Below are 23677 nucleotides of genomic sequence, written 5' to 3'. Positions count from 1 at the left end.
GGCACAGGAGCTTCTATGGAAAGCCACACCTCAAAGCAGTACGACCACGAGCTTGATGACCTCTTGCGAGGGATCGCCTTCATGGGTGGCCTGGTAGATCGCCAAATTGGACATGCACTGGAGGCGATGTCAGGCCGGTACGTGAGCGACCCGCATGGAAAAATACAGGCGACGGAAAATGAAATCAATCAGTATGAAATCAAGCTGAATCAGCAATGTTCGCAGATCATCGCGTTGCGTCAGCCGATTGCGATTGATTTACGCCTGGTGATGTCCGTCGTCAAAACGGTCAATGATCTTGAACGTATCGGCGACGAGACCAAGAAGATCGGCGTTACCACTGTCAAGCTATTGGAGTCTGCCCACTTCACTAATAGTTTGCTGCAGGAACTGACTGCAATGCTCACCAAGGCGAGAACATTGGTTGGGTCTGCATTGCATGCATTGACAGAGCAGGACTTGAGTGCGACCGCAGCCATCCTCAACGAAGACAGTGCTATCGATGCCGACTATAACGACGTTTTAAAGAAACTGATTTCCTTCCGACTAGACACGCCTGAGCAGGTCTCCGCTGCTGTTGACCTCGCGTTGATCGCCAAGGCAATCGAGCGTATTGGTGACCATGCCACCAATATTGCTGAAAGCCTGGTACGTGTCGTCAAAGGAAAAGATATCAGTCACCTGCCGCGTGATAGTCAGACCCTACAGTTGGAGAGCGATTAACCCCTTGTCGGCATCAGAGAAGCATCGATTCGTATTACGTCGCTGTTTCCCTGATGCCGAGTTTTTTTGCTTTGTCCCATAAGGTCTTTCTACTAATGCCAAGCGCCGCCGCCGCCTGCGTCATTTGTCCGCCGTAATGGTCCAGTACCTGAATTAGATAGCGACGTTCCTGCTCCCGGGTGTATTCAGCGAGGCTGACGATACCTGAGGCGCCGGGAGCCTGCGCACCCGCGATACCTTCAATGACGGTGCTGGCCAGGTCGAAGTCTTCCGGGCGCAGTAGCGGATGCGCTGTCAGCAGACAGGCACGTTCGACAGCGTGTTTAAGCTCTCGTACGTTCCCGGGCCATTTTTGCGCACAGAGGAAGTGCAAGGTTTGCTCAGACAGCATGCGGGGCGACGCCGGATGGGTCTGATTCCACTGCTCCAGAAACAGCTTTGCTAGCCAGGAGATGTCTTCTGTACGCTCGCGTAGTGGTGGAACGCGTAGCTGGATGATGTTGATCCGATAGTACAAGTCTTCCCGGAAGCGGCCCGATTTCACCTCTTCGCGAATGTCTCGATGAGTGGCGGTAATCAGCTTGAAGTCGACCTTGACGACTTTTTCGCTACCCAAGCGTTTAAAAGACCGGTCTTGCAGGACACGAAGCAGGCGAACTTGCGCTGCGACTGGCATTTCCCCAATCTCGTCCAAAAAGATGGTGCCGCCATCGGACTGCTCAAAATAGCCGCGATGTGCTTTCACCGCCCCTGAGAACGCTCCTCTCTCGTAGCCGAACAGCTCCGCTTCGATGAGGTTTTCTGGGATTGCACCGCAATTGACAGTAATGAAAGGCTTGAGCTCTCCGACCGCTGATTGGTGCAGCACTCGCGCTAGCTCTTCCTTGCCGGCACCGGATTCGCCACTGATAAGAATCGAGTTCCACTGATTCCCCAATTTGACGGCCATCTCCTCGAGCCGTCGAATTTCGCGAGAAATCCCTAACGTTGGCTTATTTGCCTTTGTCAGTGGCCCGCCGCGGCCATCGGTCAGGAACCGGATGCGGCTGACCAAGTGCTCCATCTCGAGAGGTTTGGTGAGATAGTCGACAGCACCCTTTGACATCAAACGGTCTGCCTGCGCAGGCGTGCCATAGCCGGTGATGAAAATGGCTGGGTAATCGATGAATCCCTGTTCCTGGGCACGTTGATACAGGATTTCACCACTGATATCTGGCAGGCGGATATCGCATATCAGGCAATCGAACTTGCGTTGCTTCATGCGGCTTAAGGCTGCGGCGCCGGACTGAATCCATTCATGATCTATCTGCTCAAGCATAAAGCGGTCGCAAATAGATTCACCCATAATGGGATCGTCTTCAATGAGTAAGACACTAGGCATATAAATTCTCCAATGGGGCCTCGAAAACAGCAACCGTGCCGCCGTCACCTGGGATAGGGGCGATATCGAGACTGCCATTTAGCTGCTTGGTTAGTTGGAAGCAGACCCACAGGCCTAAGCCTGTGCGTCCTGTTTCATCTTGTGTCGGAACGACGAATTCGCGTTGTGCAGAAATCGATTGCCCGTCGTTGGTGACATGAATGTTCAGCGATACTGGGTCGCTGACGATCAGCACGGTGACCTGTCGCTCGGCCGCTTTGATGGCATTGAGTACCAGATTTAAGACGATTTGCCGGATAGGAACTGCTCTGATTCCCAACTCGCTCTCTGGACTCGTGATCGTCCAATAGACGGAGATATTTCTTTCACGGGCCTGCGGCTCAGTCAGGAGCTGAAGGTCATTGAAGTCTTTCAAGGTCAGCGGTGTATGCTCGCGCCGTGCTTGGGCCATCAACGCGGACATGGAGTCTTGAATTTGTCGCAGGCCACGTTCGATGAGACTCACTGTTTTTTCCACGAAGGGGTCATCATAGCCATGCATCCTCAGATTGCTGACCGCGTTGAGCATGCCCCCAAGAGGATTGTTGATCTCATGGGCGACGCTAGAGGCGAGTTTCCCGGCCAATGCCATGCGCTCCGCAGATTGAATCTGTTGCTCCAATTGATCTTTGTTTTCCAACTCATGAAACATCGTGACGAACTGGCGATGTAACTGTCCGATCTCATCTGTCCCAATGTCCGCATGTGGATCAATCAATGCTGTTTGTCGCTCGCCAATATTGGCCATGCCCATTCTTAAGCGATTGAGTGGAGAGACAATCTTTCTTCCCAGTTGCCAACCAAGCGGAACGATGATCGCCAAGGCGATCGCCGTTAGAATCAGCATTCTCCACAACAGATCCCGAACTTTTGGCAGCGTTGCATCTTGGCGGCTCAATACCAAGACTGTGCCAAGCCTGCCGGAATCCTCCGAATACACGGCGGCGGCACTACCGTAGACATCGTTTGATCTGTCGTTGGAGACAGAAAAAAGACCACTTGAGCGTTCCTGTTGATCGCTACTTAAGACAAGCTTTCGCAGGCTGGAGGGCAAAATACTGAGTGAACTCATTACCGGGAATTTCATGGGGTCTGAGGCAACAAGAATTTGCTTTTGATTGTTCAGCACGATGATTTCGGTACCAGTGTCGACTTCACTGGCGGCCAGAATCTGCTTATAAACATCCCAAATCTCTTCCCTGGCAATGGCGCCCTTAGCGGAGGCGGCAATCGTTCCGGCTATTTGTTGGACGCGTGTGAGCGACTCATTCTGAACATAGCTGACCAGCAAATAGTAGGTCGCAATGAATACGCCAATGGCAGAACCGATACTGACCAGGCATAGCGCTAGCGGTACTTTGATGAGATAGCTGAGGTTGTTCAGTCGCATCGCATCCTCTACAGACCTACTCGATGCATCGTGGCTTCAATGGACGCAAATTGCGCAGGCGTGCCGGCACTGAAGCTGTCCAGACGAAGTTCACTCAATAGTTGTCGACCACCTTCAGTTTCATGCATGGTCTGAAAAGCGGCTCGTAACCGCTCCGCCAATTGGCTATCAAGACTTTTTAATGCAACGAACGGTGGAAATCCAGCCGCCTCCGATTTCGACAATATCCGCGTTGCCTTTGTGTTGGAGTCAGAAAGAGCGGCAAGGCTGTCCCATACGTAGCCGTCGACCGATCCCGCATTGGCCAATCCTTGGGCAACAGCGCGAATCACACTCTGATGGCCAAAGGTAAAAAAATACTTTCGAAAGTACGCGGAATCTTTGACGTTGAGTGAAGAGAGCAGGCTTTGGGCGTACAAATATCCAGAGTTTGAAAGCGGATCTGAATAGGCGAAGACGCTTCCTTTCAAATCGGTAAATGTGCGTGCATCAGGAATGCTGGTGCCGGCAATAATGTAGGAATGGTAAGTCGGCGTCCCCTGATACACCGGTACAGCAATCAACTGCATCTCGGTCTTATGCTGAACATAGGGATAGCCGCAAATCCACGCAGTATCCAATGTTCCATTGAGCAGCCTTTCGACAATATCAGCATAGCTGCGACGTTGAACGAATTCCACCGAGCGCCCAATTGCGGCCTCTAGATACAACCTAAATCGGCCTAAAAAGCCAGATCGCTCGTCCAGAAATACGGGTGTCAATCCAATACGCACAGGGGTATCGGCCCAAGCCAGAAGAGGCATAGCGCCAAGCTGTCCAATGAAGAGTCTCCGGCTATTATTCATAGTGTTACGAAAAGGTAACGTCTAAATTTATTTGACAGTATATTACGACGAGGTAACAATGCAAGCATAATAAATGGAGACAGAAGCGATGCTGGAACAACCCGTTCGATGGCTCAATTCCCTCTCGCCTGCGGTCTCTCTGCTTCCTTTGAGCAGTAATGAGCCTATGCAGGGAGTTATCGTTGATCGCTTCGCCAGGCCACTACGTGACCTGCGCATTTCCGTTACCGATCGCTGCAATTTCCGCTGTACCTATTGCATGCCCAAGGAAATCTTCGATAAGGATTATCCCTATCTGAATTCAAGTTCAATGTTGAGCTTTGAGGAAATCGAGCGTGTAGCGCGGATAGCGATAAAGCTTGGCGTCACGCAACTGCGGCTTACCGGAGGTGAGCCTTTGCTGCGCAAGAATCTGGAGCAACTTGTCGCTAGCCTGTCTCAACTGAATACAGAGAATGGCGAGCGTATTCGCTTAGCGATGACGACAAATGGCAGTCTGCTGGAGAAGAAGGCGTCCATACTGCGGCAAGTCGGGCTGGATCGCATTACCGTAAGTCTGGATGCAATCGATGAGCAGGTTTTTCGGCGAATGAACGACGTCGACTTTTCGGTCAATGCTGTTTTACGCGGAATCGACGCCGCGCTAGCGGCTGGCTTGGCACCGGTTAAAGTGAACGTAGTCGTAAAGCGCGGTTATAACGACGATCAGATTCTCCCATTGATCGAACACTTCCGGGGCAGCGGTGTCATTCTCCGGTTTATCGAATTCATGGACGTCGGGTCGACCAATGGCTGGAAATCTGACTACGTGTTTCCCTCTGACGAGATTGTCAGCCGAGTTCAGGAGCGCTACACGCTTGAGGCCTTACCTCACGACCGATTCGGTGAAACCGCCCAGCGCTATAAGTTGGCCGACGGTAGCCTCGAGTTGGGATTAATCTCCAGCATCACCGCTCCCTTCTGCGGAACCTGCAATCGCGCACGGTTATCGACGGACGGAAAACTATATACCTGCCTGTTTGGTTCGCATGGTGCCGACTTGCGAAGCATATTGCGTGATTCGCGCTCCTCGGACGAGACACTACAGCAACGACTGGCAAGCATCTGGCGAGGACGCGAGGACCGGTATTCGGAACGCCGGGCTACATTGGACGCTTCACGCGCAGCCAAAGTAGAGATGTCGTATATCGGTGGATGATCGCAGCCGGTTACCGATACGTAACGCTGTTCGGTTACTCATTCGTAACGTCATCGATATGATGCGACACAACAAATGAATCAATTCAAACACTTAACAAACGCAAGCACGTGAGCACACATATTGCCTAGTAGATGTCACCACATAACGAGGGAGACATTCGATGGACAATCAAGTGAGCCGCCGCGCATTCCTGAAAGCCACGACGGCGACAGTTGCCGCAGTCGGTACCGTGGGCGCGCACGCCACGGCCGAAGCTGCGACAAAAACAAAACCGAATCTGGGTGCAACGACCTTACCCTATCCATCGACGTCAGTTGGTAAGTCTCGGGGGATGCAGGTTCTTACCCCCATCAGTTTCAACTATCCCGATGCAGCTTCCCCATGCGTCGCACTGAAGATGGATTCAGCGGCGCCAGGTGGTGTGGGCCCCGAAGGAAACATCGTGGCTTACAGCATTCTGTGTTCGCATATGGGCTGCCCAGTGTCCTTTGACACCGAGGCCAAGACGTTCAAATGTCCCTGTCATTATTCAATCTTCGATCCAGAGAACAACGGCCAGATGGTATGCGGGCACGCGACAGAGAATCTTCCGCAGATTGATCTGAAGTATGACGCCAAGACTGATTCTGTCACCGCAGTCGGCGTCAACGGCCTGATCTACGGCCGCCAGTCCAACGTACTCTGATCGGGAAAACATCATGGCCAATATGAAAGACCGTATCGCATTGCCACCGGTCAATGCACAAAAGACCAACATGACGTGTCACTTCTGTATCGTCGGTTGCGGCTACCACGTCTACAAATGGGATGCCAACAGCGAAGGTGGACGGGCTCCCAACCAGAACGCACTGGGACTCGATTTTACAAAGCAGCTTCCGCCGATGGCCGTAACACTTACGCCGGCTATGACAAACGTCATCACCGGCCGCGACGGCAAGCGCAGCAACATCATGATCGTTCCGGATAAACAGTGTTCGGTCAATTCCGGCCTCAGTTCGACGCGAGGCGGAAAAATGGCTACCTACATGTATACCCCTGATGGGATTACCGACGAACGTTTGTTGTATCCACGTCTGTATGCGAGCGATCAATGGCTGGACACCTCCTGGGATAACGCGCTCGCTATCTATGGCGGTCTGATCAAAAAGATCCTGGATAAAGATGGCCCGCGCAGCATCATGTATTCGACGTTTGACCATGGCGGCGCCGGCGGTGGTTTTGAAAATACCTGGGGCACCGGAAAATTGATGTTCAGTGCCATCAAGACGCCGACAGTACGTATTCACAATCGTCCTGCGTACAACTCCGAATGCCATGCAACTCGTGAGATGGGCATCGGCGAGTTGAACAACAGCTATGAAGACGCGCAGGTTGCAGATGTCATTTGGTCTATCGGCAACAATCCCTATGAAGCGCAGACCAATTACTTTCTCAACCACTGGCTACCCAATCTCTCGGGCGCCACTGTGGAAAAGAAAAAGCAGTGGTTCGCTGGTGAGCCTGTTGAGGCGGGGCGATTCATTTTTGTGGATCCGCGCCGCACGACCTCCATTGTTATCGCTGAGCAAGTGGCCAAGGACCGGGTGCTGCACCTCGATATCAATCCTGGAACTGACGCAGCGCTGTTCAATGGGTTGTTTTCTTATGTTGTTGAACAGGGATGGATTGCGAAGGACTTCATTGCCACGCACACCAGCGGGTTCGACGAAGCCGTTAAGTCGACCAAAATCAGTTTGGCCGAATGCAGCCGCATCACGGGAGTGTCAGAGGCGAAGCTGCGCCAAGCGGCGGAATGGTCATACAAGCCAAAGGCGCCTGGTAAAACACCCCGCACCATGCATGCTTATGAAAAAGGCATCATCTGGGGAAATGACAACTACAACATTCAGTCCGCACTCCTGAATTTGGTTATTGCTACCCAGAACGTTGGCCGGCGTGGTACCGGCTGTGTCCGCATGGGCGGCCACCAAGAAGGATATGTACGTCCCCCGCATCCGACCGGCGAAAAAATCTACGTGGATCAGGAAATCATCCAAGGCCGGGGCCGCATGATGACCTGGTGGGGTTCCAACAACTTCCAGACTTCGAACAATGCCCAAGGGTTGCGCGAAGCCACCATCCGCCGCAGCCAGATCGTCAAGGATGCAATGACCAAGGCCCGTGGTGCTACTGCAGCGGAGATGGTTGAGATCATCTACGAGGCGACCAGCAAGGGTGGACTATTCGTCGCCAGCATCAATCTCTATCCGACCAAGCTTGCTGAGGCAGCTCACCTGATGCTACCGGCGGCGCACCCGGGAGAGATGAATCTGACGTCGATGAATGGCGAGCGACGCATGCGTTTGTCGGAGAAGTTTATGGACCCGCCAGGTGAAGCCATGCCGGACTGTCTGATCGCAGCGAGAGTCGCCAATACGATCAAAGGTCTCTATGCAGCCGAAGGTAAAACAGAAATGGTGACGCAATTCTCCGGATTTGACTGGAAGACCGAGGAGGATGCGTTCAATGATGGATTCCGGCGCGCTGGACAGCCGGGTGCCGGTCCGATCGATAGCCAGGGTGGCGACACTGGCCACTTGGCAACTTACGCGCTGCTGCGGTCAGCCGGCACGAACGGCGTGCAATTGCCAATCAAACGCGTCGAGAACGGAAAGTTAATCGGCACGCCGATTCACTATGACGACAACAAGTTTGACACCAAAGACGGCAAGGCGCAGTTCAAACCTGCATCGTGGAACGGCTTGCCACCACCAGTACAGGCGCTGAAAGAAAAGCACAAATTCTGGCTAAACAACGGTCGGGCGAATGAAGTCTGGCAAACCGCGTATCACGACCAGTACAACGAATTCGTCAAGGGACGTTATCCCTTGGCCTATATCGAGATCAACCCTGATGACGCCCGCGCGCTCGGAGTTGTCGCCGGCGACGTCGTTGAAGTGTTCAATGACTATGGGTCAACGCATGCTATGGCCTACCCGGTCAAAGACATTAAGCCCTCCCAGACTTTCATGCTATTCGGCTACGTCAATGGCATTCAGGGCAACGTGACAACTGACTGGGTGGATCGCAACATCATTCCTTATTACAAAGGAACGTGGGGAAGTATCCGTAAAGTCGGCTCTATCGAACGCTACAAGAAATCAGTTTCTACCAAACGACGTGCGTTCGATAACGTATAGAGAACGTCACTGTATTTGCGCGGAGAGCCAAGGCTTTCCGCGTTCACTTTAAGAAAGGGTCTTATGTTTTTGCGTACTATGATTGTTGTCGGTGCTCTATTCGCCAGCGCGAGTTCTTACGCTGTTGATGCAAGCAAAGCAAAGCTTATTGTTGGAAAATCCGATTGCATGACCTGTCATGCTGTCAACAACAAGATTGTCGGTCCTGGTTTTAACGAAGTAGCCGCCAAATACAAAGGCGACAAAGGTGCAGTCGATTCGCTAGCCAAGAAAATCAAGAGCGGCGGATCTGGTGTTTGGGGAGCAATTCCAATGCCGGCACATCCAAATTTGTCAGATGCTGATGTAAAGCTCTTGGCTCAGTGGATTCTCGAAGGCGCTAAATAGCAACCGCGATAGAATTTTCTAACGTTTAGTTCGGAGGCTTACCGCTTTATGCGTAGCCTCCGTTTTCATTTATGGAGGTAGCGGTCACGCTGCGCCTATTTCGTAAGTGCATACTCCAACTTTCTAAGCAGGTCCGTTCTCAGCCGGAATCTGAACTCACGAAAAGAGATTTTGACACTCGTTAATTGAAACAAGCGGCGTTTCTCGCGAAGAACAAGAAGAGAAAAATAGACATCTACCTCGCCCCCATCATCAGCATGCTCATTGAGTTTGACTGCTAGCGACTCCGTGTCACCGTGATGACAATGGCGTTTAGTTGTTTCTATCTCGTTGTGTAGTTAGGCCGCATCATGATATTTTACGATCAGCTTCTGTAAACGTGCTGCAACTAAAATAATACCCAGAATGTTTTTGTGGTCGCGAACATGTCAATGCCGGACTGAAGATGTACCAAATGGCACGTTAAAAGTGTACCAATCGAGGTTAAATAAAAGAGCCATCGTGGCCCTGGATTCTTCTCTTTTTAATCCGTATTTCAATGCCAGGCAGAATTGGGGTGACGGGCGTAGCGCAGCGTAGCCCGTTTCCTCAAGATGTTGCTTTTATGGTTTGGCCTCTCCTTTTTCGGTTGCGGTGTTTGGTTTTGTATTGCGTTGCTGCCGTTTCTTGCTAGTGGCCAATCGATACGATTCACCGTTCATTTCGAGGATGTGGACGTGATGGGTGAGCCGGTCAAGCAACGCACCGGTGAGCCGCTCTGAACCGAGGACGCTGGTCCATTCGTCAAACGGCAAGTTCGATGTCACCAGCGTGGCGCCATGCTCATAGCGTCGGCTAAAGACTTCAAATAGCAATTCCGCCCCCACCGCCGTGAACGGTACGTAGCCCAGTTCATCCACAATCAGTAACTTCACGTTGGTCAGTTGCTTTTGCAAAGCACGTAGCCGTTTCTCGTCACGCGCTTCCATTAGTTCATGGACCAGCGCCGCAGCCGTCGTGAAGCCAACGCTATGTCCTTTCTGGCAGGCCGCCAATCCTAGCGCCAGCGCCGTGTGCGTCTTGCCGACACCCGAAGGGCCTAGCGCGATGACGTTCTCACGCTTATCAATCCACTCACATCGCGCCAGCTCCAGTACCAGGGATTTGTTCAAGGTCGGCATCGCCATGAAGTCGAAGGTATCCAGGCTCTTGGTCACCGGAAACCGGGCCAATCGGATGCGCCGCTCCATCGTGCGGCGTTCGCGGTCGATGCGCTCCAGCTCGCACAACCGCAATAAATAGCGCGGGTAGTCCACGCCTTCCCTTGCGCAGTCGGCGCCAACCTTCTCATACTCACGGGCGAAGGTCGGCAGCTTCAGCGCTTTGAAGTGGTTCACCAGCAGCACCTGCGGTGCCACTGTAGTGGCCTCGATGGACGGTTCGTTCATACGCTGCCTCTGCTATTAGCTCGCGTCACTGGCACAGACTGACTAAGCAAACTGAGGTAACTGCCGGCATCGGTTGTGCCAACCGTGGTGCTCGGTAAATAGGGATACAGCGTCAGGTCCAACTTGGGCGGTCGTCGCTCGATGGCGCACAGCACCAGATGTTTGATAGCATCAAAGCCGAGTACGCCCAGATGATGAGCCTGGCCGATGGCCTGTTCGACTTGCCCGATGCTAAAGGTTTCCAGCAAGCGCAAGACTTGGATATATTCTTTGCGCCCACGCTTGTCCATGCGCGCTTCGAGCAGGCGTCGCAGTCGCTCGAACACCTCAGGCAATACCCATGTTTGCAGCGGCGCAGCTTGCTCCAGCGCACGTGGTTTCTTCTCCAGCAACGCCAGATAGTGCAGCGGGTTCACCACGAAGTCGGCTTTGGCATAACTGCGGCGATGGTGTGCAATGCATTCCGGTTTGCCGACCAGATAGATGTCGACCCAGTCGACGGTGCCTTTGACCAGCACCGCCTGATGGCCGTATTGCGTCGGCACCGAATAATCGTTGGTGCGATAGCGCACCAACGATTGCGACGACACTCGGCTGCTTTGTTTGTGGCTGGCATCATAGGGCGTGACCGGCAAGGGCATCAATGCCGCACGGTCGCGAACCAGTCGCTGAGCGATGCTCTCAGATTGACCACGCAGCACCGCACGCTGCCGTTTGAGGCAACCGTCTAGTAGTTGGGCATTCAATGCATCGAAGTCATCGGCCACTGGCAAGGGCACCATGAAGTGACGTCGGCTGTAGCCGACCAGGCCTTCCACTTTACCCTTGTCGTTACCCTTAGCCGGACGTCCGAATTTGTCGTCAAACAAGTAATAGCTCTGCAACTCGGCAAAGGCTTGGGTTCGTCGGCGCTGACCGTCTCCCAATATCTTGGCTACTGCAATCTTGGTGTTGTCGTACAGAATCGATTGCGGCACGCCACCGAGAAACGCGAAGGCGGCAAGATGACCATCCAGAAACGCTTCCGTGTCTTCGGTCGGATATGCCTTGACGAAACAGGCATCCGAATGGGGCATGTCCAGGCAAAAATAGTGGAAACGTATCTTCTTGCCACTGACGTAGCCGTCAGCTTCACCGAAATCGACCTGGGCGTGACCTGGGCGATGCGCCAACGGCATGAACACTTCCTTCTGACGATTCGCCACGCCGTTGACGTACTCGCGCACCAGGGTATAGCCACCACCATAGCCGTGCTCGTCACGCAACCGCTCACGGATACGCACTGCCGTATGGCGCTGCTTCACATGGATTTGCTTGTCGGCTTCTAGGATGGCATCAATGATGGCCACGAACGGTGCCAGCGTCGGAGAAACTGCGGCCGGCGCTCGTCGATAACCAGGAGGTGCCGCAAACTGACACATCTTCCTGACGGTATTGCGATGGATGCCGAAGTAGCGTGCAACGGCACGCTCACTCTTGTTCTCGACCATCACGGCGCGACGTACTTTGACGTATAAGTCCACGGGAAACATCCTTTCCGCCTTTCTTATGCACCTTCAGGTACATAAGACTACAGGCTAGGATTGGTACACTTTTAACGCGCCATCCACGGCCGTTTCAAGCGCGCTCTCCGGTACATTATTCACGCGGCATTCATATCTGACCGTGTTTCTCGAAATGCCGAGTCGTCTGGATATTTCTCTTAAAGAGACCTGGTCGCGAAGGTGCCAGCGTCGAATAATGCCTAGTAGTGCCACGTCGATCACTCCAATCTCCCACCGAATTGCTTAGGTAGGATTGTGTCTTAAACGTGGGTCAACTTTGGATGCAAAATTGGGGCTAAAGTGGGTCACCCATTAGCCGTCCGTTGTCAAGGGTACGAACTTACCACTCGCAATCTTTCGCGATATCTCAATTTCATCAAGCCATCGCTGTCATGTTCTGCTGGCTGACTTCGTGCCCTTTGCTTCAGTGTATGGTTGCGTGAATCGCACCAGTCACCCATATGGATCAAGCGGAAGCATCACTACTCTCTTCGCCCTGGCAGTCCAACTGCCCCAGAAGCATCTCGGTACCGACCTGCGTCCAATTGTGGGACAGTTCTATGGCTTCTGCATCGCAGTTCCAGACCCTTGTGGCTCGCATGTCGGACGATTCATTTCCTTCGGAACAAACAACAATGGCAAACGGCGCGGCATCCAATCAGTTTTTGATGGCTCGAAGTCCAACCCACTTACTGGCTTACCGGCCGTTGCCAAACTTACGTAAAGCAGCGCTTAATCGAGAACTGCTCTCCCGTCTTTAACATGTGGAAGCAGGCGCGCGCCAGCTTGTGCGCTACTGCCTTAATGGCGACGATGCTGTTGCGTTTGGCTTTCTTGCGTTGATAGAATTTGCGCGCCGGCTCACAGTAACGAATCGCAAAGTTGGCAGCTTCAACGTATGCCCAGGCCAGGTAGCGATTTCCGTTCTTCGTGTTGCCTTCGCCTTTCTTTTTGCCGTTGGAGACATGGACGCTACCCACACAGCGGCAATAAGACGCATAGTTACCAACATCGGCAAATCGTTCGATGCTGCCGGTTTCGAGCAGAATGACTGTGGCAAGGATAGGCCCGATACCAGAGACAGTTTTGAGGAGCCGATATCCAGGATTACCGCGGCAGTGTGTCGATAAAGCTTTCTCGATAGCATCTATTTGCGTTTGTAGTGCCTGCATCACCGCCAGATTTGCTTTGAGTCCCATCGACTCCGCCGCGCCAAATGACATAGCGTCTACCTGTGCATCGGTTAGCTGCTTCACGTCGTTCGTGGAGAGACGTCCTCCGGTTTGCTGCGCCAAACAGGTTTCGATCGATACGATATGCGCCGTACGCTGCTGAACCAGTTGCATACGCTTGCGCGCCAGGTCACGAACTGCACGCGTAGCCTGAGGCATGATATGACCTTCAGGCAGCAATCCCAGTCGGAGAATATGCGCAAGATGGCGGGCATCTGATTCATCGCCACGATGCTTGAGACCATCGTATTGCTTGATTGCGGTAGTGTTGGCCAGGTGCAGTGGGTAGCCTGCGTCAATCAGTCCATCTACAAGCCAATACCAGTTGTAAGTCGACTCTACGACCACACCGAACAAGTTCGTTCGATACGGATCCAGCGCTGCGCAGATCTGATCCAAATTATTCGGCAGGCGCCTGGAATACAGGACCCGATCGTCATCATCGCTGATGACGACGAAACAGTTGTTTGAATGAAGGTCTATGCCACAAAATAACATCGCCGTTCTCCTGAATAAAGTGAGGTTCGCACCATGACTTTACGCTCGGCGCTTGCCGAGGGAGGACGGCTAGATGATTATCAGTTTTAGATGCATGTATGGACCCGACACCTTTTGCAAGTTCTTTTTGTAACGTTGAAACAGTTTGCGTGCATGTATCCGGCTTGCTCGTGGGCTAATGTCAAATATCTGCCCGCAGCCTTGATGAGATTCGCACACCCATTCCTTAGCAAATCTTCGGCTTGTCCCTAAAGACAGTCCGCATCGAAAGCAGGTTTGTGGGTATCGGTCTTACCAGTTTCGTCATCACTCTAAGAAGCTTCGCAAAACAAGAGATCGGTCTATTTCCTCCCCAGACCACAACAAATCGAGCTTATCAAACAGGCCTGTCCGATAAGCGATAACTATCCGGATGGCTCAACAACACTTGAATCACGCGCGCGTTCTTATTTGCTAGCGCAACGGCCGCCCGGTTATAACCTCGTCGTGCGATCAAATCTTGTAACCATCGGCTGCGCGCATCGGCTTTGCCGATCGCGTAGCGCAATACGACCCGGGCGCCATGAATCAACAGCGTTCGCAAGTACGTGTCGCCGCGCTTGCTGATTCCTTGCAGGCGAGACTTGCCGCCGGAGGAGTACTGACGCGGGACCAGACCGAGCCACGCAGACAGATGCCTGCCGTTTTTGAATTCCTTCGCATCGCCCACGGCTGCGACCATCGCCGTCGCGGTAATCGGCCCCACGCCATCGATTGCCTGAATCTTCTGGCACAACACAGAATGCTTCATGAATGCAGCGATCCATTGATTGGTACGTGCAATACGTTCTTCCAGGACACGCATTTGTTCCAGCAGCTCGATCAAAATAGCTTGGAAGGTACTCGTCATATCGCCCTCGCACTGGGCCAGCGCGACAGGTACTGCACGTTTGAATGCCGCAGGTGTCTGTGCAATGATCACGCCTCGTTCGCCGAGTAAGCCTCTGACTTGATTGATCATGGCGGTACGCTGATGCACCAGCAATTCACGTACGCGATGAACGGCTCTCATGTCTTGCTGCTCGACGGACTTTACCGGTACAAAGCGCATGGTCGGTCGGCTGGCGGCTTCAACGATGGCCGCGGCATCGTTGGCATCGTTCTTGTTGGTCTTGACGAAGGGGCTGACATATTGCGGGCTGATCAGCCTGACTTCAATACCAAGCTCCTTGAAACGCCGCCCCCAGTAATGGGCTGAACTACACGCTTCCATGGCCACAATTCGAGGTGCCAGCTTGCGCACGGTAGCCAGAAGCTCCGCGCGCATTACTTTAGCGCCGTACTTTGCAGAACCACCGCGATCCGCACCATGCAACTGGAACACCCGTTTAGCCAAGTCAATTCCGAGAATGTCTATATCCATGACACACCTCCACACTTAAATTGGATGAAACCTTAGTTTGATCCTATTGGTGGTGTCGGGTCCATCTCAGTAAATCAACATCCTCATTTTTTGACCGATAAGGTCTTTATGATTTAGATGACTTATTTATATATCGTCCCTTTCATCGCGCAAGTTTTTTGTCTCAAAAGTCTAGTTCCTCGCTCCCGGTGATGATGTACTGAAGAAGTCGGCGCATTGAACTCCAATCGCCAATGTCGGCGTAGAGGCGCCAAGAATTCAGTTGAGTTCTTTCTGGACTCATATGATTACGTCATTTTTTGACAAATTTCGCACGAATCCTGACCGTCCCTCAATATGCGTTCCGATGGAATAACTGTGTTGAAGATTGCTTCCTGTTCTTTGACGGGGGATGTTGCCAAAGCAGTCTAAAGCGACTGCTATGACAACGCGCCGTTCGGAAAAGTCAGGATGCGCTTCGTGGGTTGAACTATAGATTCCGCTCAACGAAGCCGGTATCAATACATTCATATCAAAAAAGTATTGAAGATCTGATTTCTTATGCGCCTTTGTAGAGACCGGCATCAAAGCGCGTATTCTGCTCTGCCTTGCCCTCGATCTGTGGCTTGTCATTCTGCGCCTTACCCGATTTTGTAGCGCTGCCTGCTTTTTCTGCCGCAGCAGCGTGAGGGCCGCGGCGAGCAGCTTCTAACTCAGCGATTACTTCGGCCCGTGTTTTGGTGCTCTCGAATTTGAGAATTGGATAGCTTTCGCCGGCACTGAGGTTTGCGTGATCGCGTTCCGCGTCGGTCTTCACAAACATTTGTGCGGATGCGGAAGCCGAAGCGAGGGAAACTAGGGTAGCAAAAAGGATGTGGGAAGTTTTCATGTCAATACTCCAAAAAGATCAAAAAGTCGCCTGCTAAATCAGGCACCGCCGACCGCCATGTCTGTGATTTGGCGTATCGTTGGAATGAATTTTAAGGAGGCCATACGCACACAAAGATTGCTCAGTCATTACAGATTTGTAATGAAGCTGATGGCCTCGAAATTCTTTCTTGAACACGGCGGAACGAGCCGCGACATCAGCGCGGCAATCTCGCTTCCTGCGACGAGCCGAGACTTATATGCTCAGTCCGAAGTAGGAAATTTCGAATTCGCCTAGCGCCTCATATACCTCTTAGAAGCTACGTGGGCTTGACGATAGTGGAAGTTTGATTATGTAAAAAATTTTTAAACATCCATTTAGAGGCGTCGCGCGAACGGCTATAAATCGAATGAATATTTGTTGTGACAATACGTCACACCACGCCCTTCATTGCCGTCGCAATGAGTGCATGAGAAGCGGAAATCAATCCAATTATTAATTTTTTGCAATGAGAAGATTTCACATCTTGTTTCATCCGGTTGGCCAATGGATCACTCGATATTTGATTTACACGAATATTTTTTATATCTGCAAAAACTCCTGTAAACGGAGTTTATCAACGCATTTTCATTAACAAAATTTAATCTTTTCGCATCATCTTTACGCCCCCGTCCGTCGCTAATATCCACTCGAAAATAAGCGATCAACGTGCGGGCGAATTTGTTTTTCATGGCGCGAATTTCATGCCGATGGCCTGAAATTCGACGTCGTACACCTTCTCCGTTGTCGCGTTCCCCTCGCTTCACAATGGAGAATTCCCATGTTCATCACATCCTTAACTTACTGCAATGTCACGAGCAAGGGCGGCCGCTAATATGGCCACTCGCAATGATCTTGCCATCATTAAACAAGCCCGTACCGGCGCCGCCGCCGCGCAACTTGCCCTAGGCACTCGCTACTTTTTTGGCGGAAGTAGCCTCCCGCAAAGTACCGAGACAGCTTTCTATTGGCTTGAACGCGCCGCCAGGCAGGGACTGCAAGATGCATGGATGATGATTGGACGATACGTCCCCTACGAGCTGCTTGGCACGATGCCTCGCCCCTATGAGGCCGCAGGATGGTACGAAAAAGCGTTCGACTCAGGAATTTTCAAGGCCGGACTGGTGTTCTCGCGTTTAGTACTAGAACATTCCCGGCACTTTAGCTTAAACGTCAAGAAAAAAGCGATAGATACACTGCGCAAGCTGGCGGAGGCCGATAACCATGAGGCTCAGTGGCTGCTGGCACAACAGATTCAGCAAGCTGATTTAAGCAAGAATGCAAACTCCGAGCTGGCAACCTTGGTGGATGCGCCGATGAAAACATTCGAAGATCAATGGGTGCGCCAAGCAGCGCGAGCAGGCGTGGAAGGTGCGCGCTATTCCCTACTAGAAAAGGCTTGGTGTCAGGGTGACTTCACTGCCTATGAGGAAAATGCCTATTCCTTAGCGGATAAGCTGTTGCTGCAACATGAGGCGGCCTTGGCAAAACTACGAAACGACACGGACGCCAGGCCCACGGTGAATCTAGAGGGGCAGGAGATTGAGCTTTTGCTTCGTTATGCACAATTGCTGATGACGCGAGACATGCTTGATCTTACGAAGGCGCAAAAACTTCTTGAACTGGCAGCTTTGACCGGTAGTCCTCAGGCCGGATTCGAGTTGGGTATGCTCCATGCACGCATTGATCAGAACGGGAGCAGGACTTTTCCTGATCACGGTCTGGCCAACTATAAGATGGCGATCCCATGGTTGCTGGCAGCCGCACGCGGTGGAATCGGATTCGCCTGGCATGCACTATCGATCATCTACACAAAGTCTGAGTTTTCCCAGCGAGATCTTCCCACCTCCAGGAGGTATTTAGAACGTGCGGCAGAGATGGGACTTGTGGCTGCGCAGTTCGAGCACGCTCAAAATACTTGGCGAACCAGACGTGATAACGCGCTGAGTGATGTCCGTGCGTTGTACTGGTGGAGTAAAGCCGCAGAGCAAGGCCATGAAGAGGCCAGGGAGATTCTTTTGGGATTCTCTGTGCGTTCCAATAACGATGCTTGGGCAAGAAAAGCGGCAGAGAAAGTTACGAATAAACTACGTGCGGCCCATCCTTTCTTAACCGCCAGAATCGAGTTGGCGGCCGCCTTTGGGTTGACTCGGCCTGAGGCGTTGTTGGTCGACGTTCGTGAAGCAGATCATGGACACTGTCTCGTCGTGGACATTTGCAAATACTATGGTCGAAGCAAGCGACGGCTCGTCCTCGTCGAGACGGAGGATCAGCGTCAGAAGGTAAATCTTGTCGCGCGACTATTCAGCGACATTGATTCGAACTACGAAGGACCAGAAGGAAATTATCGTCAGCGTCAGTACAAGTTGAAATCGGTATTCTCGGACATCGACTAGAAAACAAGCGCTATCCCCTCTGTCGTGCTCAAGTCGATGTCGGCGCTCTCGCTGTCATCGGCTATTTTTTATTGTGGATTGAGCTCCTATTCGAACAAGAGTAATCACCACAAAAATCGCGATACATAAATACAACATATGCGAAGCCATTACCCCGTCGCCACCGAAATAATTTTTTCTTTATACAAAGCTAGAGCCACCGCAAAGAAGAAAACGTAATGTTCAACGGTCCGCCGACACGAGCGGATCCTTAAGACCATTTTGAAGGAAAGTAAATGAAAAAATCTCTGCTTGCATTGGCTGTCCTCGGCGCATTCGCCGGCGCTGCTCAGGCACAAAACTCCGTCACTATCTACGGTATCGTAGACACCGGCGTCGTCTACACAAGCAAGGCTGTCAACGCGGCCGGCACTGGTACTGGCAGCAAGTTCGGTCTCAATTCCGGCAATATTCAAGGCTCCCGTATCGGCTTTCGCGGTATCGAAGATCTGGGCGGCGGTCTGAGCGCAGTATTCAATCTGGAAACCGGATTCCGCAACGATACTGGCGTCCTGGACGATTCCAAGACCACGAACACACTGTTCCGTCGCAAGTCCGTCGTCGGTCTGGCTGGTGGATTCGGTACCGTTTTGCTGGGTCGTCAAACAGACTACGCAGACACCATCTCCGCGATGACATCCGTGGGTGACTTCGGTTTCCTGACGGGCGGCGTCGGTCACAACCTGGATCGCCTGGAAGGCACTCGCACAAACAATTCGGTTAGCTACACCACGAAGAGCCTGAGCGGTTTCACCGGCAACCTGATGTACGGTTTCGGCGAGCAAGCCGGCCAAACATCGGCTGGTCAAGCATTCGGTCTGGGTGGCAAGTACGAAAATGGTCCGTTGGGTCTGGGTATCAACTACTACCAATCGAAACAAGGTACGACACCTAGCGATACATCGTTGCTCGTCGGTACAACTGGCCTGGGCGATGCTACCAACGCCGGCAACTCCGCAGCTAAGGTTTTGAACGTTGTTGCCAGCTACCAATTCGGTCCTGCCCGCGTGTACGGTAACTACTCGCGCGTCAAGCAAGACCTGAATACCGGTTCGCCAACAGCTTTCGCTTCGAAGACTCTGGCCGGCGCTAACAAGGTCGATGTTTATGAACTGGGTACCGCCTATTCGCTGACACCATCGCTGAAGCTGTTGGGTGCTGTGACTCATAGCCGCGCTAACTTCAACTCGTCCTCTAAAGGCAAGTTGACGCAAGTGAGTCTGGGCACTGATTACTGGCTGTCCAAGCGCACTGATCTGTATGCATTCGTTGCCAATGTACGTGCCTCCAACATGGCCAACAGCGGTGTCTTCAGCGACGCTACTGGCAATGCAGCTACCGGTGGTGCTGATGCGAGCCAAACAGTTGTTGCAATGGGCATCCGTCACAAGTTCTAAGCTGGGTTAGGCGCCTCGTAGATACGCCATGTATCTGCAGGAAAACCTTGCGCAGTGGGCTTGCATCAACACGATGCAAGCCCACTTCATTCCGGCTAGGACAATGGTTTAGTGAGCAGAGTTCAAGTGCGGAAGAGGCCTTTTTGCCTCGGTGTTTTGCGCGGAATGTGATACATTTGTGCTTGCGAAAACGGTGCGAGAAACGAGCCCAACGTGGTGACCTTCGACACGATTTTTCATAACGTTCACCTGTCGCCGATTCCCGTGCGACTACATCGCCTCTCCCAATGTGGTTTCTCATGAAAACATTCGGGCAACGGCCACTTTTCAAAAAGACGCAGGAATGATGACGACGATGAAACTACTGATCGTCGAAGACAATGAGCGCGTAGCGCAATTCTTAATAAAAGGTCTGAGAGAATCCGGGCACGATGTTGATCATGCCGGTAATGGACGGGATGGCATGTTGCTTGCGACTAGCGCCGCCTACGACGCTATCATTATGGATCGCATGCTGCCAGGCGGCATTGACGGTTTGGGTGTTGTGGAAGCCTTGCGCATGTCGGGTAATACAGTCCCGATTCTTATCCTCAGTGCGATGGCAGAGACCGATGACCGCGTTCGCGGCTTGCAAAGCGGTGCTGACGACTATCTTGTCAAACCGTTTGCCTTCACAGAACTACTCGCGCGTTTAAATACCCTGACACGTCGGTCCCGTAGTTCTGCGACGAGTACCTACCTGGTGGTGGCCGACCTGCATATGGATGTTCTTGGCCGGAAAGTCTATCGTTCCGGTAAGGAAATCATGCTGCAGCCGCGAGAATTCCGCTTACTGCAATATCTGATTCTGCACGCGAACCAGGTGGTCACACGAACGATGTTGCTGCAGAACATCTGGAATTTCGATTTCGATCCGCAGACGAACGTGATCGATGTACACATTAGTAAGCTGAGGCAGAAGATAGACACTGGTGCATCGTCTTCGTTGTTGAAGACAATCCGTGGCTCCGGATACATGCTGTCTGATGAATAAATACTTCAGGTTCTCCGCCCGGGCTGTCACTACGTGCTATGTCCTCTTTAGTTTGCTGGTGCTCGCCTGTTTTGCTACTCCCTTGTGGGTTGCATGGCAGGAATTCGTCGAACAGGACTGGCGTCATATTCTGCATGCTGATAGTGAGCGCTTGCAGCGAATCTTCGACGAAGAAGGTGTCGCTGCTCTAAGTAGATCCATTGAATCCCGCGTCGGTTCCACGCAGGGAGACTCCGAAGATATTGTTCTGCTGACTGACGCTTCCCTGCATCGCTTGGCCGGCAATCTGACCATCTGGCCTCAAACTGTCAGTGCGGACTTCTCCAGTGGTCGAGTAGTGGTCAACCTTGACGGGCGTTCTACGCAGATCCTCGCCAAACACATTACGCTCAACAACGGTTTCCATCTCCTTCTCGCTCATGATATCAATCGATATCGCGTGCTGGAGAGTATGTTCATCATTGGATTGAGCGGCTCCGGCGCCATTGTGATTCTCTTGGGCGTTATCGGAGGCATTGTCGTCAGACGCAGCCTTCTGGCGAAAGTAAAGGATATCAACCAGGCTGCCTCGGCCATCATGCAAGGTGACTTGTCGCATCGCCTTCCTCACAACGGAGAAGAGGACGAACTCGGCATCCTTGTTGAGACTGAAAACCGTATGCTGGAACAGATCGAGCAATTGATGGATGGCGTGCTGAATGTGTCGAACTCCATCGCTCATGACCTGCGGACGCCTTTGACCGAATTGAGATCGCGGCTAGAGGAGCTGGCCTTACGTCGCCCCGGAGAAGAATGGGTGATGGTCGAAGTCGATGGCGCCATTGGCGACGTGGACCGCGTTATTGCAATATTCAACGCTCTCTTACGCCTCGTTGAGATTGATAGCGGTGCGCGTCGATCGGGATTTGCGCCTCTGAACGTTTCCGAGCTCCTCGAAGATGTGGTCGACTTTTATCAGCCTGCTGCCGAGTCGCATCTGGCAAGTCTGTCGCTCGAAAATCTACCATCCTTGACACTGCGGGGAGATGCGTTGCTCATCGTGCAGGCGGTAGGAAATCTCCTGGACAATGCTTTTAAATACGTGCCCAAAAATGGCACAGTAAAAATCGAGTGCGGCCGGATCGATAACGGATCAATATTTATTGAGGTAAGCGACAACGGCCCTGGCATTGCAACGGATGAAATTTCAAAGGTGCAAGAACGGTTTTACCGTTGCGATACCAGTCGCGCCAGTCCCGGGGTAGGCTTGGGGCTGAGCGTAGTGGCGGCTGTTGCAAAATTACACGGTGGGAAGTTAGAGTTGAGCGACAATAAGCCAGGCTTGCGCGCAGTGTTGATTCTGCGTACGACGGAATGACTTCTCACCTAACGCTTTGCAGACTTTGACATTACATGAATAAGCATCTTCGATCTATACATGACAGCTTGCCGCAATGGATAGCAGACTGGTTTGACGTTTTGGTGCCGGCCGTTGAGGTTGCACTTATCGTCTTGTGTGCACTAATGGTCATGCGCATTTCCAACCGGCTTATCGGAAAACTCAGCCGAACCTATTTGCTTCCAAAGAAAGTTGCTTCTCTCTCACAACGTGTTGTTGGCTTTGTCGTCTACGGTGGCGCACTACTTTGGTCGCTTGAACGGATGGGCGTCTCCGGTGCTGTCCTTTGGTCGGCCTTTACAGGTTTTGCAGCCGTTGGCGCGATTGCTTTTTTTGCGGCATGGAGTGTTCTTTCCAATCTCTTTTGTGCTCTCTTGATTTATACGACGCAACCATTTCGTATTGGCGACACTATTGAAGTATTGGAAGGTGGAGACAAGCCAGGCGTCAAGGGGCGCGTGGTCGACATCAATCTGGTTTATACGACGTTGAGGGAGAGTCACGGCAATAGCTACACAACGTTGCAATTACCGAACAGTTTATTTTTTCAACGTATCGTTCGCCGCTGGCACGATGATTCGTCTGCAGATTTGTAGCATTCCTATTGGATTCGACTCTATATATTGAGTAGCGCTAGGGCTATCGTTTCTTCTGACTTGCTCTTGCGCGTACCGGCTTACCTTTGATCGATCGCTTGTTCGCCGGCGACTTATTTTTTTTGCTCGATTGCTTGCCGTATTTGATCCAAATAACGAAGCATGCCATCAACAGTAAAAATACCACGGAGCCACCAAACACTATCTGGAGAACGTCTGTGTGGCTTGTCGGTTCAATTGGGCTCATTTGCATTGCAGGATAAGGGGAACAACCGATTTATCGCCGTCTCTCACCCAACGCTGACTAAGGGTAACTATGACGGGTCGTGCGAATACAGCGGACGAATGATAGTCGCCAGTTCGCCCTTTCGGCAATCACCCGGGATCACTTCAACGTGAACGCCAGACTTCGCAAATCCCGCGCTAGGCGCTTCGGCGATAGTGAGCGTGCGATATTTGCTGCTGCTGGGACGATAAGACAACTCGATATACTTTTTCGTCATCAGTTGTGCAACTGGAATATCCTTCAAGCACGGCGGAAGATCCGCTACGTTTTTTTCAAGCGGATAGTCGCCTTGAATGAATGCATCGATAGCGCCTTCGCGAACAGACGCCACGGGATGTGTGGAGCACCCGCCTAAAATAGCTGTCATCGTGATGACACAAAAAACTGCTTTTAGCGGTCGGCCTATACTGAATGTCAT

The 23677-nt window shown here is 52.2% G+C and carries 19 protein-coding genes and 1 pseudogene; 10 read left to right on the top strand and 10 right to left on the bottom strand.

The genetic code is table 11. The annotated features are described in order from the left end of the window. The first annotated feature begins 15 nt into the window (after positions 1–15). On the top strand, positions 16–723 hold the full coding sequence (gene phoU / locus hmeg3_RS02305) for a phosphate signaling complex protein PhoU (RefSeq protein WP_157739200.1): 708 nt from the start codon (positions 16–18) through the stop codon (positions 721–723). 34 nt (positions 724–757) lie between these two features. Here the strand turns inward: phoU and hmeg3_RS02300 are convergent, their stop codons facing one another. From hmeg3_RS02300 to hmeg3_RS02290, 3 genes are read right to left on the bottom strand one after another with little or no spacing between them, the layout of a single operon-like run. Further along, positions 758–2104: a sigma-54 dependent transcriptional regulator gene (locus hmeg3_RS02300; RefSeq protein ID WP_094562300.1), complete on the bottom strand. Its 1347-nt coding sequence runs from the start codon at positions 2102–2104 to the stop codon at positions 758–760. Continuing rightward, a complete protein-coding gene (locus tag hmeg3_RS02295; RefSeq protein ID WP_094562299.1) occupies positions 2097–3533 on the bottom strand; it encodes a sensor histidine kinase in 1437 nt (478 codons plus the stop codon). The genes hmeg3_RS02300 and hmeg3_RS02295 overlap by 8 nt, the downstream gene beginning before the upstream one ends. Before the next feature lie 8 nt (positions 3534–3541). Beyond that, complete coding sequence (locus tag hmeg3_RS02290; protein ID WP_157739199.1) at positions 3542–4336, bottom strand: PhnD/SsuA/transferrin family substrate-binding protein; 795 nt, start codon at positions 4334–4336, stop codon at positions 3542–3544. Between the two features lie 115 nt (positions 4337–4451). Between hmeg3_RS02290 and moaA the strand changes: the two genes are divergently transcribed. From moaA to hmeg3_RS02270, 4 genes are all read left to right on the top strand, one after another. Next, positions 4452–5576: a GTP 3',8-cyclase MoaA gene (moaA, locus tag hmeg3_RS02285; RefSeq protein WP_232511824.1), complete on the top strand. Its 1125-nt coding sequence runs from the start codon at positions 4452–4454 to the stop codon at positions 5574–5576. Between the two features lie 163 nt (positions 5577–5739). After that, positions 5740–6264: an arsenate reductase (azurin) small subunit gene (locus hmeg3_RS02280; RefSeq protein ID WP_094562297.1), complete on the top strand. Its 525-nt coding sequence runs from the start codon at positions 5740–5742 to the stop codon at positions 6262–6264. A 13-nt stretch (positions 6265–6277) separates the two neighbouring features. Beyond that, entirely contained in the window at positions 6278–8758 is a 2481-nt protein-coding gene (locus hmeg3_RS02275; protein WP_094562296.1) for an arsenate reductase (azurin) large subunit, read from the top strand. A gap of 63 nt (positions 8759–8821) precedes the next feature. After that, on the top strand, positions 8822–9145 hold the full coding sequence (locus hmeg3_RS02270) for a c-type cytochrome (RefSeq protein WP_198361772.1): 324 nt from the start codon (positions 8822–8824) through the stop codon (positions 9143–9145). 602 nt (positions 9146–9747) lie between these two features. Here hmeg3_RS02270 and istB read toward each other — a convergent pair. From istB to hmeg3_RS02245, 6 genes and pseudogenes are all read right to left on the bottom strand, one after another. Further along, entirely contained in the window at positions 9748–10572 is an 825-nt protein-coding gene (istB, locus tag hmeg3_RS02265) for an IS21-like element helper ATPase IstB (RefSeq protein ID WP_094562295.1), read from the bottom strand. Continuing rightward, complete coding sequence (istA, locus tag hmeg3_RS02260; protein WP_094562294.1) at positions 10569–12104, bottom strand: IS21 family transposase; 1536 nt, start codon at positions 12102–12104, stop codon at positions 10569–10571. The genes istB and istA overlap by 4 nt, the downstream gene beginning before the upstream one ends. 108 nt (positions 12105–12212) lie before the next feature. Further along, positions 12213–12338 (bottom strand): annotated as a pseudogene (locus tag hmeg3_RS25000) (helix-turn-helix domain-containing protein); the annotation flags it as partial. Between the two features lie 494 nt (positions 12339–12832). Further along, positions 12833–13846, bottom strand: a complete 1014-nt coding sequence (locus hmeg3_RS02255; RefSeq protein ID WP_094562293.1) for an IS110 family transposase — start codon at positions 13844–13846, stop codon at positions 12833–12835. Between the two features lie 376 nt (positions 13847–14222). Further along, positions 14223–15248, bottom strand: coding sequence for an IS110 family transposase (locus tag hmeg3_RS02250; RefSeq protein ID WP_094562292.1), 1026 nt, complete (start codon positions 15246–15248; stop codon positions 14223–14225). A 538-nt stretch (positions 15249–15786) separates the two neighbouring features. Further along, on the bottom strand, positions 15787–16116 hold the full coding sequence (locus tag hmeg3_RS02245) for a DUF4148 domain-containing protein (protein ID WP_094562291.1): 330 nt from the start codon (positions 16114–16116) through the stop codon (positions 15787–15789). 854 nt (positions 16117–16970) lie between these two features. Between hmeg3_RS02245 and hmeg3_RS02235 the strand changes: the two genes are divergently transcribed. The 5 genes from hmeg3_RS02235 to hmeg3_RS02215 all read left to right on the top strand — a co-directional run bounded on the left by hmeg3_RS02235 (position 16971) and on the right by hmeg3_RS02215 (position 22973). Next, entirely contained in the window at positions 16971–18530 is a 1560-nt protein-coding gene (locus tag hmeg3_RS02235) for a tetratricopeptide repeat protein (protein ID WP_094566089.1), read from the top strand. Between the two features lie 275 nt (positions 18531–18805). Then, on the top strand, positions 18806–19966 hold the full coding sequence (locus tag hmeg3_RS02230; RefSeq protein WP_094562289.1) for a porin: 1161 nt from the start codon (positions 18806–18808) through the stop codon (positions 19964–19966). Positions 19967–20321: 355 nt separating this feature from the next. Then, positions 20322–20999 (top strand): response regulator transcription factor, encoded by a 678-nt coding sequence (locus hmeg3_RS02225; RefSeq protein WP_094566088.1) that lies wholly within the window; start codon positions 20322–20324, stop codon positions 20997–20999. Beyond that, on the top strand, positions 20992–22356 hold the full coding sequence (locus tag hmeg3_RS02220) for an ATP-binding protein (protein WP_094562288.1): 1365 nt from the start codon (positions 20992–20994) through the stop codon (positions 22354–22356). Before hmeg3_RS02225 ends, hmeg3_RS02220 begins: the two co-directional genes overlap by 8 nt. 35 nt (positions 22357–22391) lie before the next feature. Continuing rightward, entirely contained in the window at positions 22392–22973 is a 582-nt protein-coding gene (locus tag hmeg3_RS02215) for a mechanosensitive ion channel family protein (RefSeq protein ID WP_094562287.1), read from the top strand. Between the two features lie 314 nt (positions 22974–23287). Here the strand turns inward: hmeg3_RS02215 and hmeg3_RS02210 are convergent, their stop codons facing one another. Further along, a complete protein-coding gene (locus hmeg3_RS02210; RefSeq protein ID WP_157739198.1) occupies positions 23288–23677 on the bottom strand; it encodes a hypothetical protein in 390 nt (129 codons plus the stop codon).

This window comes from Herbaspirillum sp. meg3, from assembly GCF_002257565.1.
Classification (GTDB): Bacteria; Pseudomonadota; Gammaproteobacteria; order Burkholderiales; family Burkholderiaceae_D; genus Herbaspirillum.
Note: the sequence above shows the minus strand (reverse complement) of the source record. Positions and strands in the feature narration are given on the sequence as shown.